12 protein-coding genes and 4 tRNA genes are annotated in these 13891 nt (G+C 38.1%); all 16 read left to right on the top strand.

From position 1 onward, the window contains the following. Window positions 1–28 precede the first annotated feature (28 nt). The 16 genes from ACNHOZ_RS21420 to rlmH all read left to right on the top strand — a co-directional run bounded on the left by ACNHOZ_RS21420 (window position 29) and on the right by rlmH (window position 13823). The gene (locus ACNHOZ_RS21420; protein ID WP_025752414.1) at window positions 29–2002 is read left to right on the top strand and encodes a DHH family phosphoesterase; all 1974 of its coding nucleotides are present in this window, start codon (window positions 29–31) and stop codon (window positions 2000–2002) included. Continuing rightward, window positions 1999–2448 carry a 50S ribosomal protein L9 gene (rplI, locus tag ACNHOZ_RS21415; RefSeq protein WP_013059910.1) on the top strand — a complete coding sequence of 150 codons (450 nt, stop codon included), beginning with the start codon at window positions 1999–2001 and terminating at the stop codon, window positions 2446–2448. The genes ACNHOZ_RS21420 and rplI overlap by 4 nt, the downstream gene beginning before the upstream one ends. A gap of 116 nt (window positions 2449–2564) precedes the next feature. After that, window positions 2565–3929 (top strand): replicative DNA helicase, encoded by a 1365-nt coding sequence (gene dnaB / locus ACNHOZ_RS21410; RefSeq protein WP_013059909.1) that lies wholly within the window; start codon window positions 2565–2567, stop codon window positions 3927–3929. A 187-nt stretch (window positions 3930–4116) separates the two neighbouring features. Continuing rightward, window positions 4117–5403 carry an adenylosuccinate synthase gene (locus ACNHOZ_RS21405; protein WP_013085553.1) on the top strand — a complete coding sequence of 429 codons (1287 nt, stop codon included), beginning with the start codon at window positions 4117–4119 and terminating at the stop codon, window positions 5401–5403. A 166-nt stretch (window positions 5404–5569) separates the two neighbouring features. Next, window positions 5570–5642 (top strand) — tRNA-Lys (locus ACNHOZ_RS21400). Window positions 5643–5657: 15 nt separating this feature from the next. Further along, a tRNA-Glu gene (locus ACNHOZ_RS21395) sits at window positions 5658–5729 on the top strand. A 35-nt stretch (window positions 5730–5764) separates the two neighbouring features. After that, window positions 5765–5840: transfer RNA gene (locus ACNHOZ_RS21390), tRNA-Asp, on the top strand. Window positions 5841–5844: 4 nt separating this feature from the next. Then, window positions 5845–5917 (top strand) — tRNA-Phe (locus tag ACNHOZ_RS21385). A 262-nt stretch (window positions 5918–6179) separates the two neighbouring features. Beyond that, the gene (gene yycF / locus ACNHOZ_RS21380) at window positions 6180–6887 is read left to right on the top strand and encodes a response regulator YycF (protein ID WP_013085552.1); all 708 of its coding nucleotides are present in this window, start codon (window positions 6180–6182) and stop codon (window positions 6885–6887) included. Window positions 6888–6893: 6 nt separating this feature from the next. Then, window positions 6894–8801: a cell wall metabolism sensor histidine kinase WalK gene (gene walK, locus ACNHOZ_RS21375; protein ID WP_033580358.1), complete on the top strand. Its 1908-nt coding sequence runs from the start codon at window positions 6894–6896 to the stop codon at window positions 8799–8801. Then, complete coding sequence (locus ACNHOZ_RS21370; RefSeq protein ID WP_028411920.1) at window positions 8792–10159, top strand: YycH family regulatory protein; 1368 nt, start codon at window positions 8792–8794, stop codon at window positions 10157–10159. Before walK ends, ACNHOZ_RS21370 begins: the two co-directional genes overlap by 10 nt. Continuing rightward, the gene (locus ACNHOZ_RS21365; protein WP_034263964.1) at window positions 10146–10925 is read left to right on the top strand and encodes a two-component system regulatory protein YycI; all 780 of its coding nucleotides are present in this window, start codon (window positions 10146–10148) and stop codon (window positions 10923–10925) included. The genes ACNHOZ_RS21370 and ACNHOZ_RS21365 overlap by 14 nt, the downstream gene beginning before the upstream one ends. 18 nt (window positions 10926–10943) lie before the next feature. Further along, window positions 10944–11738 carry an MBL fold metallo-hydrolase gene (locus tag ACNHOZ_RS21360; RefSeq protein WP_014457688.1) on the top strand — a complete coding sequence of 265 codons (795 nt, stop codon included), beginning with the start codon at window positions 10944–10946 and terminating at the stop codon, window positions 11736–11738. Between the two features lie 57 nt (window positions 11739–11795). Continuing rightward, the gene (locus ACNHOZ_RS21355; RefSeq protein ID WP_255906591.1) at window positions 11796–13028 is read left to right on the top strand and encodes a S1C family serine protease; all 1233 of its coding nucleotides are present in this window, start codon (window positions 11796–11798) and stop codon (window positions 13026–13028) included. A 73-nt stretch (window positions 13029–13101) separates the two neighbouring features. Continuing rightward, the gene (locus ACNHOZ_RS21350) at window positions 13102–13260 is read left to right on the top strand and encodes a CxxH/CxxC protein (RefSeq protein ID WP_013059901.1); all 159 of its coding nucleotides are present in this window, start codon (window positions 13102–13104) and stop codon (window positions 13258–13260) included. Window positions 13261–13343: 83 nt separating this feature from the next. Next, entirely contained in the window at window positions 13344–13823 is a 480-nt protein-coding gene (gene rlmH / locus ACNHOZ_RS21345) for a 23S rRNA (pseudouridine(1915)-N(3))-methyltransferase RlmH (RefSeq protein ID WP_028411923.1), read from the top strand. Window positions 13824–13891: the final 68 nt, after the last annotated feature.

Here is a 13891-nt window from a genome sequence, read left to right as displayed (position 1 = left end):
GAACTTAAAAAAGTAGGAGCTGAAATGGATGCCTGTCTTTACAAAAAAGAACGTCATTCGCTATCCATTTTACTCATTGTATAGTATAGCCCTGATTTTAGTAGGTATCGTGACCTATCATAATTGGATCATAGGAATGATAGGCTTTATATTACTATTAGCCTGTCTTTTTCTATACATGAGAATGGAGCGAATGCTGTCCGATGAGTTTGAAACCTATATTTCAATGCTGTCTCATCGGTTGAAAAAAGTAGGCGAAGAGGCATTAATGGAAATGCCGATTGGGATTATGCTATTTAATGATGAATATCAAATTGAATGGACCAATCCTTTTCTAGCATCTTGTCTCGGTGAAGACACACTGGTGGGAAGATCATTATACGATGTGGCAGAGAGTATTATTCCACTGATCAAACAAGAAGTGGAAACAGAAGTTGTCACGTTGCATGATCGGAAATTCAAAGTGGTGATTAAACGAGACGAGCGCTTACTGTACTTCTTTGATATTACAGAGCAAATAGAAATCGAAAAATTGTATGAGGAAGAACGAACAAGTTTAGGCATTATCTTTTTAGATAATTATGATGAACTAACGCAAGGAATGGATGATCAAGTTAAAAGTAACTTGAATAGCCAAGTAACTTCTATGTTAAATAGTTGGGCTCAAGAATACGGTATTTTTATTAAACGTACGTCTTCTGAGAAATTTATTGCGATTATGAATGAACAAATCTTAATTCATTTAGAGCGAAGCAAATTTTCTATCTTAGACCAAGTTCGAGAAGAGACGTCTAAACAAAATATACCGCTTACATTGAGCATTGGTATCGGAGCTGGTGCTGCTGATTTACCTGAGCTGGGTGCTTTAGCTCAATCTAGCTTGGATTTGGCCTTAGGCCGAGGTGGAGATCAAGTAGCGATTAAACAGCCGAATGGAAAAGTGAAATTCTTTGGCGGCAAGACTAATCCAATGGAAAAACGGACGCGTGTGCGTGCCAGAGTTATTTCTCACGCGTTAAAAGAGCTCATTACAGAGAGTGGAAAAGTGATTATCATGGGTCATAAGTATCCGGATATGGATGCTGTAGGAGCTGCTATTGGGATATTAAAAGTAGCGCAAGTAAATCAGAAAGACGGTTTTATCGTATTAGATCCTGATCATATTGATACAGGTGTTCAGCGAATGCTAGAAGAGATTAAAAAGAAAGAAGGCCTGTGGGAACGATTTATTACGCCTGAAGAAGCCTTAAATCTTGTGAGTGATGATACTCTTTTAGTAGTAGTAGATACGCATAAGCCGTCGCTCGTTATTGAAGAAAGGTTATTAAATCGTATTGAAAATGTCGTGGTCATTGATCATCATAGACGAGGAGAAGACTTTATCGAAGACCCTCTTCTTGTCTATATGGAGCCATATGCTTCCTCGACAGCAGAACTCGTTACTGAGCTTCTTGAATACCAGCCAAAACGATTTAAAATTGATATGCTAGAAGCAACAGCACTTTTAGCCGGTATTATTGTCGATACAAAAAGCTTTACATTACGCACGGGATCTCGTACGTTTGATGCAGCGTCCTTTTTACGTTCTCAAGGCGCAGATACGGTTCTTGTTCAAAAGTTTTTAAAAGAAGATATTACGCAATATGTACAGCGAGCACGCTTCATTGAACATGCAGAGATTTATACAGCGGGTATTGCCATTTCACGCGCTGAACCGAACAAAATGTATGATCAAGTGTTAATCGCGCAAGCTGCAGATACGCTGCTTTCAATCAGTGGAGTGGTTGCTTCGTTTGTTATTTCTAAGCGACGGGATAATCTAATTGGCATTAGTGCTAGATCGCTTGGAGATATCAATGTACAAGTTATTATGGAAAGTCTCCAAGGCGGAGGCCACTTAACGAATGCTGCTACTCAGCTTCAAGACATTAGTTTGGATGAAGCTGAAGAAAGGCTTAAACAAGCAATTGATGAGTACTTAGATGGAGGTAAAAAATCATGAAAGTAATTTTCTTAAAAGATGTAAAAGGAAAAGGTAAAAAAGGTGAAGTGAAAAATGTTTCAGATGGTTATGCACATAACTTCTTATTAAAAAATGGTTATGCTGTTGAAGCTACGGGCGGTAATGTGAAAGTATTAGAAGCACAAAAAAATAGAGAGCAAAAAGATGCAGCTGCAGAACTGCAAGCAAACAAAGAGTTAAAAGCAACTCTTGAAGAACTGACAGTTGAATTAACAGCAAAATCTGGTGAAGGCGGCCGTTTATTCGGTTCTATCACAAGCAAACAAATTGCTGAAGAATTAAAGAAAAAACACAAAATTAAAGTAGATAAGCGTAAAATTGAATTAAATGATGCCATTCGCGCATTAGGCTACACAAATGTACCGGTTAAATTACATCCGGAAGTAACGGCTACTGTAAAGGTACACGTGACTGAACAAAAATAAACGTACGATTGAGAAATAAGTAAATAATATAAAGGGTTGGCGCGGACTTGTATTTGTTCGCGCCAACATTTATGATGAAAGAAAATACTGAAAGAATATAAGAGGGGCATAGAAATATGAGTGATCTTTTTGCTGATCGTCTTCCGCCTCAGAATATTGAAGCAGAGCAAGCGCTATTAGGGGCCATTTTCTTAGAGCCTTCTTCTTTAACCTTAGCATCTGAACTGCTGATACCTGAAGATTTTTATCGGGCATCGCACCAGAAAATCTTTACATGTATGCTGAAACTTTCTGACCAAGGTGAACCGGTTGATTTGGTAACGGTAACGTCTGAATTAGCTGACCAAAAAATCCTAGAAGAAGTTGGCGGCGTATCGTATTTAAGTGATTTAGCTAACTCTGTTCCAACGGCTGCAAACGTAGAATATTACGGTAAAATTGTAGAAGAAAAGTCGATTTTACGCCGTCTAATTCGTACTGCAACGCATATTGCTTCAGAAGGATATGCAAGGGAAGACGAAGTGGAAGTTTTATTAAATGAAGCGGAAAAAAACATTTTAGAAGTAGCACAGCGTAAAAACAGCGGTGTGTTTCAAAATATCAAAGATGTACTTGTACAAACGTACGATGATATCGAAGTTCTTCACAATCGAAAAGGTGACATTACAGGTATCCCAACTGGGTTTAGTGATTTAGATAGAATGACAGCAGGGTTCCAGCGAAATGATTTAATCATTGTAGCGGCGCGTCCATCGGTAGGTAAAACGGCTTTTGCCTTAAATATTGCGCAAAACGTTGCAACGAAAACGGATGAGAACGTAGCAATATTCAGTTTAGAGATGGGTGCTCAGCAGCTTGTTATGAGGATGCTGTGTGCCGAAGGAAATATTGATGCACAAAGGCTGCGTACAGGCTCGCTTACAGCCGATGACTGGGGAAAGCTCACGATGGCAATGGGATCTTTGTCCAATGCAGGGATTTATATTGATGATACACCGGGTATTCGAGTAGGTGAAATTCGTTCTAAGTGTCGTCGCTTGAAACAAGAAGGCGGACTTGGGATGATTTTAATTGACTACTTACAGCTTATTCAAGGTAATGGACGAAGCGGAGAAAACCGACAGCAGGAAGTATCTGAAATTTCGCGTGCGTTAAAAGCTTTAGCCCGTGAATTAGAAGTTCCTGTTATCGCCTTATCACAGCTTTCCCGTGGCGTAGAGCAGAGACAAGATAAGCGACCGATGATGTCTGATATCCGTGAATCCGGAAGTATTGAGCAGGATGCCGATATCGTAGCTTTCTTATATCGTGAAGACTATTATGAAAAAGACACAGAAAATCAAAATATTATCGAGATTATTATAGCCAAGCAGCGTAACGGTCCAGTTGGAACCGTACAGCTTGCCTTTGTAAAAGAATACAATAAATTCGTTAATCTCGAGCGGCGCTTTGATGACGCAGGAGTGCCGCCTGGTGCATAAAACCTCTCAATATGAGAGGTTTTATTTTATTGTTATCGCATTCGTTCTGCAAAATACGATATATTTGTAATAACTTTTGTTAAATCGTTCGGATTTAATTGACTTTAGTGTGATAAATTGATACACTTATCCATGGTTAAATTATGTCGTAGTGAGCTGTTGCTTACTAAGCGGAGGTGCTTAAGATATGTCTTCAGTCGTTGTAGTAGGAACACAATGGGGAGATGAAGGAAAAGGGAAGATTACAGACTTCCTATCAGAAAATGCAGAAGTGATTGCACGTTACCAAGGTGGGAACAATGCAGGTCACACAATTAAGTTTAATGGTGAAACTTATAAGTTACATTTAATTCCTTCAGGTATTTTTTATAATGACAAAACGTGTGTAATTGGAAACGGTATGGTTGTTGATCCAAAAGCACTTGTTCAAGAATTAAAATACTTACATGATCGCGGTGTAACAACAGAAAACTTACGTATTAGTAACCGAGCTCATGTGATTCTTCCATATCATTTAAAATTAGATGAAGTTGAAGAAGAACGTAAAGGTGAAAATAAGATTGGTACAACGAAAAAAGGTATTGGACCAGCTTATATGGATAAAGCAGCACGTGTTGGTATTCGAATTGCCGATTTACTAGACCGTGAAGTATTTGAAGCAAAATTAACACAAAACTTAGCTGAAAAGAATCGCCTTCTTGAAAAAATGTATGAAGTAGAAGGCTTTACATTAGAAGAAATTTTAGATGAGTACTATGAGTACGGTCAACAAGTTGCAAAATATGTTGTTGATACATCAGTAGTATTAAATGATGCGTTAGACGAAGGACGTCGTGTACTATTTGAAGGCGCACAAGGTGTTATGTTAGATATCGACCAAGGAACATATCCATTTGTTACATCTTCAAACCCAGTAGCGGGTGGAGTAACAATTGGTTCTGGTGTAGGTCCATCTAAAATCAAACACGTTGTAGGTGTATCAAAAGCCTATACAACTCGTGTTGGTGACGGTCCTTTCCCAACTGAATTAACAAACGAAATCGGTGATCAAATCCGTGAAGTAGGACGTGAATATGGTACAACAACTGGTCGTCCTCGCCGTGTAGGTTGGTTTGACAGTGTAGTTGTACGTCATGCTCGCCGCGTTAGCGGAATCACAGACTTATCTTTAAACTCAATTGATGTATTAACGGGAATTGAGACATTAAAGATTTGTGTAGCTTACCGTTATAAAGGGGAAGTTATGGAAGAATTCCCTGCTAGCTTAAAAACACTTGCAGAATGCGAACCTGTATATGAAGAGCTTCCTGGTTGGACAGAAGATATTACGGGTGTGAAAACATTAGATGAGTTACCTGATAACGCTCGCCACTACTTAGAGCGCGTGTCTCAATTAACAGGTATTCCTTTATCTATTTTCTCTGTAGGTCCAGATCGTACACAAACAAATGTATTACGTGGTGTATATAGCTAAATAAAAAGAGTTAGCTCTTCGTGAGCTAACCTTTTTTATTTATAATTGGTGCTTTTTTAACAAGATTAAAAAAAAGCTCAATAATAAAAAGAAAGTTTTAAAAAAACTATTGCATTTATATGAAATATCATGTTATTATAATAAGCGTCGCTAAGAGATATAACATGAGCCATTAGCTCAGTTGGTAGAGCATCTGACTTTTAATCAGAGGGTCGAAGGTTCGAGTCCTTCATGGCTCACTTTTGTTACAACGTGGCCCGTTGGTCAAGCGGTTAAGACACCGCCCTTTCACGGCGGTAACACGGGTTCGAATCCCGTACGGGTCATTTTTAATATTTTTAATACATAGCATATAGACTGAGGTCCCGTGGTGTAGCGGTTAACATGCCTGCCTGTCACGCAGGAGATCGCGGGTTCGATTCCCGTCGGGACCGCCATTTTGGCTCGGTAGCTCAGTTGGTAGAGCAAAGGACTGAAAATCCTTGTGTCGGCGGTTCGATTCCGTCCCGAGCCATCAAAAAGCATGACTTTATTTAAAGTCATGCTTTTTTCTTTTATTTACATTTAAAAGAAAACGTTATTTGCTTTGCATCTCTTTTATGGTAATATATTACTTTTGTATTTAGAGATGGTTGAAAATCATATATCTTCATGTATAGTAGAGGATGAACTTGTGACGTTTCAAGGGTTATCAAGTATAATAAAACTACGGTATTCAAACAGTATGAATACTATCTTTTATATTTTGCTTCAACTAATAAAGGAGAACGATGATCATGGATAAACGTATTTTAGTCGTAGATGACGAAAAGCCGATTGCAGATATTTTAAAGTTTAATTTGCAAAAAGAAGGTTACGAAGTATTTTGTGCTTATGATGGCGTAGAAGCACTTGAAAAAGTGGAAGAAGTACAGCCTGAAATGATTTTATTAGATATTATGCTTCCTCAGAAAGATGGAATGGAAGTTTGCCGAGAAGTGCGCAAAAAATATGATATGCCCATTATCATGTTAACAGCAAAAGACTCTGAAATTGACAAGGTTTTAGGTCTAGAATTAGGTGCAGATGATTATGTAACTAAGCCGTTCAGTACGCGTGAATTATTAGCACGTGTAAAAGCTAATTTACGTAGACATCAGCAGGTAGCTGTTCCAACAGAAGAAAGTGAAACGAATGAAATTACGATTGGAGCACTTGTTATTCATCCAGATGCTTATATTGTGTCTAAGCGCGGAGAAACGATTGAACTGACTCATCGTGAATTTGAGCTGCTGCATTATTTAGCGAAGCACATTGGACAAGTCATGACGCGTGAACACTTGCTTCAAACTGTATGGGGTTATGACTATTTTGGTGATGTGCGTACGGTAGATGTAACAGTTCGAAGATTACGTGAAAAAATTGAAGATAATCCAAGCCATCCAATGTGGATTGTAACAAGACGTGGAGTAGGCTATTATTTACGCAGCCCAGAGCAGGAGTAATTTTAGATGAAGAAAGTAAGGCTCCTGCAATCTATTCATTTAAAGTTTGTATTGATTTATGTGCTGCTTATTTTAATTGCGATGCAAATTATTGGGGTCTATTTTGCTCGACAATTAGAAAAAGAATTAGTTAACAACTTTCGAACGTCTCTTCAAGAGCGGACAGACTTGCTGACGTATAACATTGGACAAGAAATGGTGAAAAATCGTGATGATGATTCACCGACTCTTGAGGAAGACTTAAAGACTATTTTACGAGATTTTGCTTCAAGACCCAATTTAGCTTCAAATGATATGAATGACATCTCTGAAGTAAGAGTCATTGACCAAAATAGAAGAATCATTGCTACATCGAACTCAAATCCTCAACAGATCATAGGTAAAAAGACTAATGATTTAGCGATTACAAATGCGTTGTTAGCAGGAACGAACTCTGATAATGTATTTGTTGATCAAAGCGGGCAGCGAATCAGAGTTATGATACAGCCTATCCGTTTACAGGATAAAGTAGGTGCCAGTCAATCAAGTTCAACTAATAAAAATGGAAAAGTTCAGTCTAGCGAAGAAATCTTAGGCGCTATTTACTTAACAGCTTCCATGGAGCCTGTTTACGATCAAATGAGTAATATCAATCAGATCTTTAAGGCAGGTACGGTGATTGCTCTTTTTATCACAGCTATTTTAGGCGTGTTTTTAGCTCAGACCATTACTCGTCCAATGTCTGAAATGAGAAAACAAGCACTTGAGATGGCCAAAGGGAATTTTACGAGAAAAGCTAAGGTGTACGGGTATGATGAAATTGGTCAGCTAGCTCTCACATTCAACAACTTAACAAGAAAGCTTCAAGAAGCACAGGCAACGACAGAAGGGGAGCGCCGTAAGCTTAGTTCGGTATTAGCTCATATGACGGACGGCGTTATTGCGACGGATCGAAAGGGAAGAGTAATTTTAATTAATGATCCAGCCGCAGCTATGCTAAATGTTTCACGTGAAACGGTTTTGTCTGATCCAGTTGTTTCCCTATTAGATCTTGAAGAAACGCATACGTTTGAAAGCTTGCTTGCCAATCAAGAGTCATTAATTTTGGACTTTAGTACAAAATCGGATCCCTTTATTTTACGAGCTACCATTTCCGCTATTCAAAAAGAGACCGGTTTTATCAATGGGATTATCATTGTCTTGCATGACATTACAGAGCAGGAAAAAATTGATCAAGATCGCCGAGAATTTGTAGCGAATGTTTCACATGAATTGCGTACGCCGTTAACAACGATGCGCAGTTATTTAGATGCGCTTGCAGATGGTGCTTGGCAAGATAAGGACTTAGCTCCAACATTTTTAAATGTAACGCAAACGGAGACAGAGCGAATGATTCGTCTCGTTAACGACTTGCTTCAATTATCTAAGCTAGATAGCCAAGACTACCGATTTAGTCGTGACCCAATCAATTTTGTAAAGTTTTATCATTACATCATTGATCGCTTTGAAATGACAATTGAACAAGGTATTTCGTTCGTGCGCGACTTGCCAAATGAAGCAATCTATGTCGCTATCGATCAAGATAAAATTACACAAGTATTAGATAACATTATTTCCAATGCAATAAAATATTCACCTGAAGGCGGAACCATTACATTTTCAATTGCTCAGCATACGCATGAAATTGTTGTGAGCATTAAAGACCAAGGTATGGGAATTCCAAAATCAAATTTAGCTAAAATTTTCGAACGCTTCTATCGTGTAGATAAAGCACGAACTCGTAAATTAGGCGGAACAGGATTAGGGCTTGCTATTGCCAAGGAAATTATTGAAGCACATGATGGACGCATTTGGGCAGATAGTCAGGAAGGAAAAGGAACAACGATTTACTTTACTCTTCCGATTGAAAGTGAGAATGATGACGAATGGGAATGAGATATGAACATATCAAAACGGCCATCTTAGTTGTTCTCGTCGCTTCCAGTTTAATTATGACGTATCATATATGGACGTATCAGCCTTCTTATAAGGTCATTTCAAAAAATCAACATTTGCAAGAAGTTGAAGTTAGTTCAAAAAGTAAAATAGAAGATCATATTCTTCCAACAGAAGTTCTCTATCATCGAAACGACAATCACTACATGTCTCACGATGAAGATGATGTAAACAAATGGGTAAATGAAATGAAAAAGTGGAAATTTTCGAATGTGACGGACGTTTCGGATGCTATTTCTCCTGATGGATTTTTAAATTATGTACATGGAAGTAATTCTATTGAAGTGCTGTATCCAGACGCACTACCTTTGAAAACATTTCAACAGCTTTTTTCATTTTCTCAAACGTCTTTGCCTAATCAAACATTTGACCGTGTACTCATTAAAATTAAGCGTACACCTTCCTTTTTCGTGAGCGTGTATCTTGTGAATTATGAGCAAAAAAAGATTTATTCGGTTACAGTCAAGAATTTGGCCAAAGATGATATCAAAGAATTAGAAGATAAAATGAAGCGTACGTATGCCCCGAGCCTTGTATATAAAGAAAACAAAAATCGGTATATTTTCCTTCCGGAAAATAATATTACGATGAATAGTGAAGTCTACTATACGAGCATGAGGCATTTAGATATTGAAAAATATAAAGAAGCGCTTTTTAACAACCCAGACTATGCACGGAAAGAAACGTCTACAAACCGAGATGTCTACACTGAAGGTACAAAAGTAATCAATGTCAATACGAAGACAGATGTGATGGAATATGTGAATCTTGTAAATTCCACGACCGAGGTAATGGAAGATTATAATTTAATAAATCGCAGCTTTAGCTTCGTTAATGACCACGGCGGCTGGACAGAATCTAATTACAGGTTCAACAGCTGGAATCGCATTACAAAAGAAATTAGCTATCGTTATTATAAAGATAACTATCCAGTGTACAGCAATCAGGGAATGACTGAAATATATCAGAGATGGGGAAATGCGGAGATTTTAAATTACCGTCGTCCTCTTTATCGTTTTGTAAGAGTACAGGACTCGAGTGTAGAAAAGCTGCAGTCATCTCAAAAGGTGATTCAATTAATTGAAAAACATCAAAACTTTGACCCGAATCTGTTAAAAGATATTTCAATAGGCTATCAGCTAGAAGAAGTGTCACAGCAGCCGAAAACCGGCGAAAAGACGGTTGAGTTTAATTCTAATTCTGTCAAACTCGTTCCTTCTTGGTTCTATTATTATAATAGCAAATGGTATCGAATTGCACCGCCGACCGAAGGAGGCGATAACGATGGATTGGAATAGAACAAAAACCATCTTTATTTTCACTTTCTTGATTCTTAATATTTACTTAGGCTATCAGATTTTTAAAACTCATCAAGAAGATCAGTACTCTCTATTTGTGGAGTCGAGCGTGGAAGAACAATTAACGAGTGAAGGCATTGAATATAAACATTTACCTGTAGATGTGAAAGAAGCTTCTTCGTTAAATGCTAAAAGTAAGCTGTTTAAAGAAGAAGACTTAAAAAAGCTGAAAGAGCAAAAAGCAGCGCTGCTTGAGGAAAAAACAATTCGAAGCGTATTGGACAAACCTTTTTCAGTGCCTGAAAAAAATACAAAAGCAAAGCTAAGTCAATTTTTGAAACGATATGTGCTCTCCGGTGAAGATTATGAGCTATGGAACGTTAATAAAGAGAAAAAAACAGTTACATTCTTTCAACAATATAAGAAGCACAAAATCTATGACAATGAAAATGGCATGATCATTGCTCATTTAAATGATAAAGGTGAAATTGTTTCATATGAACAAACGATGCTAGGTTCCGTGAAAACGTTGGATGATGAGCAGGATGTTTTGTCTCCTTTAAAAGCATTGGAAAATTTGTTTTTGAAGGATGAATTGAAAAAGAAAGATTCTGTAACAAACGTAGAGTTTGGATACTATACGTTTGATCTGCCGTTATTAAATTCTCAAGTTTTAGCACCAACTTGGCACATTGTTGTAAATGGAGATACAAGTTATTTTGTAAATGCCTTTGAAGGACAGATCATTAAAAAAGGAAATAAATAAGTATTTGGAGTGAGATAAATGAGCCTGCATTTCAGCGTGCTAGCGAGTGGAAGCACAGGAAATGCGATTTTAGTAAGTGATGGAGAACATTCCTTACTAGTTGATGCAGGGCTGAGCGGAAAACAAATGGAAGCTCTCTTTCAACAAGTAAATCGCAATATCCCGGATTTATCAGGAATTTTAGTGACTCACGAACATAGTGACCATATTAAAGGACTAGGTGTTCTGGCACGTAAATATAAGCTCCCTATTTTCGCGAATGAAAAAACGTGGAACGCAATGGACGGCTTGATCGGCAACATTGATACGGAACAGAAGTTTCACTTTGAAATTGGCCAAACGAAATCGTTTGGTCAATTGGAAGTGGAGTCTTTTGGCGTTTCGCATGATGCTGCAGAGCCTATGTTTTATGTCTTTCATCAAGGGTCTAAAAAATTGACCCTTATTACGGATACCGGCTATGTAAGTGACCGCATGAAAGGTACAATTAAAAATAGTGATATGTACGTATTTGAAAGCAATCATGATGTTGAAATGCTGAGAATGGGGCGCTACCCTTGGAGCATTAAAAGACGAATTTTAAGCGACGTAGGACATGTATCAAATGAAGACGCGGCGCTTGCAATGGCAGATGTGATCGGAGATCAAACCAAACGCATTTACTTGGCGCATTTGAGTCAAGACAATAACATGAAGGAAATTGCCCGCATGTCGGTTGCACAAGTGCTACAACAAAAAGACATCAATGTAGAGGACAATATTCTTCTATGTGATACTGATCCAAAAAGACCAACTGATATTGTTTATGTATAGTCTCTAGAAAGGAAGCGAAAAATAACTTCATTTAGTACGTGAATGCAGACATTCACGATGATAAATGAAGGGTTCGGTGATAGTGTGGAACATTATGATGAAGGCCAAGAGCCGAATAGTCGGCCGCCTAAACGCCGCAGAGGATATTTCGCTTCTGCTCTGATTGGAGCTATTATAGGTGCACTTATTGTACTGCTTCTTATGCCAGCCTTGGTGAGGAACGGGATTTTGCCATACGGATGGATGAATGATGAAAACGGAGATGAACAAACAGGGTCTACGATACAAAAGTCAGTATCTCTTGACGTCACTACGGCCGTCACAAAAGCTGTTTCCGGAGTCAATGCAGCAGTTGTAGGAGTTGTAAACATTCAGAACTCTGAAAGCTTTTGGAATGATGAACGAACTGATGCCGGGACGGGCTCAGGTGTTATTTACAAAAAGCAAGGCAATAAAGCTTATATTGTGACAAACTATCATGTCATTAAAGGTGCTAACGAAATTGAAGTGAGCTTCAGTAACGGTACAAGGGTATCAGCTAAAATTCTTGGCAGCGATGATTTAATGGACTTAGCAGTTCTTGAAATTGATGCAGGTCACGTGACAAAAGTGGCTACCTTCGGAAATTCTGATAAGCTTAAAGCTGGTGAACCAGTGATTGCTATCGGAAACCCGCTAGGCCTTCAATTTTCTGGATCCGTTACACAAGGAGTTGTCTCAGGAGTTAACCGTGTCATTCCTCAAGATTTGAATGGCGATGGAAATCCTGATTGGCAATCAGAAGTCATTCAAACAGATGCCGCAATTAACCCTGGCAATAGCGGGGGTGCTCTTGTTAATATTGATGGTGAATTAATAGGCATTAATTCCATGAAAATTGCCCAAGAAGCAGTAGAAGGCATTGGTCTTGCAATACCAATTAACATGGCTAGGCCCATTATTAATGACTTAGAACGATATGGTGAAGTTAGACGTCCGTATCTTGGAGTTAGTACACTATCATTAAGTGAGGTATCAGGGTATCATTTAAAAGAAACCCTTAAGTTACCGCATGATGTAGTAAACGGAGTCGCTGTTCTAAAAGTCGAGCCAGGTTCGCCAGCCGCTAAAGCTGGGTTGAAGGAATATGATGTGATTGTCGAGCTAGATCACAGCAAAGTAAGAGATATTGCGACACTTCGCAAACACCTCTACATTGAAAAAGAAATTGGCGATAAAATGAATGTAACGTTCTATCGTGATGGCAAAAAGAAATCCACAGAAGTAAAATTAACGCGTCAAATGAAGTAAAAGAAAAGTTATCCACAGGGGATAAACTCCTGTGGTTTTTTAATGAAAAGAATAGAGAAAGGAAGATAAATACATGAAGATATATTGCTGTTTAGAACACACGGAACTAGCGCTGGATGTAATGGTAGATGAGATTGAGCTAGCACCTGTTTTTGAAAAAATAGAAAATTCAACTGACAAAAAAAGCTGCGAATATTGTGACAATGAAGCTGTATATGTAGTAGGGAACTAATATTCTTATACAAAATGTGGATATGACATGTGGATATGTGGATAATATCTGTGGATAAGGGATAAAGGAGAGGAGAATAGCCTGTGAATATCTCTATTATAACCATTGGGAAGTTAAAAGAAAAATACTTAAAACAAGGCATTGAAGAATATTTAAAGCGTTTATCAAGCTATGCAAAAGTAGAAATTATTGAGCTTGCAGATGAAAAAGCGCCCGAAAACTTAAGTGAATCTGAAATGGAACAGGTGAAACAAAAAGAAGGAGAGCGTATCTTAGCGAAAATCTCAGATGATACTCACGTGATCGCATTAGCTATCAACGGAAAACAAAAATCTTCCGAGGAACTGGCAAAAGAAATCGATTCATTAGCTACTTACGGAAAAAGTAAAGTAGCGTTTGTCATTGGCGGATCGCTTGGCTTAAGCAGCGAAGTAATGAAACGTTCAAACGCAGCTCTTTCTTTTTCAAAAATGACCTTTCCTCATCAGCTTATGCGCCTAGTATTAGTAGAACAGATTTACCGAGCTTTTCGTATTATTCGAAATGAACCTTATCATAAATAGAATGTGTGGATATTTTTTCATCAAAAGCTGAGGCAGAAGGAAATGTAGAACCTTCTGCCTCAGCTTTT

It is taken from the genome of Priestia sp. D51 (assembly GCF_053345675.1).
The sequence above is the reverse complement of the archived record's forward strand: the minus strand, read 5'-3'. Positions and strand labels throughout refer to the sequence as shown.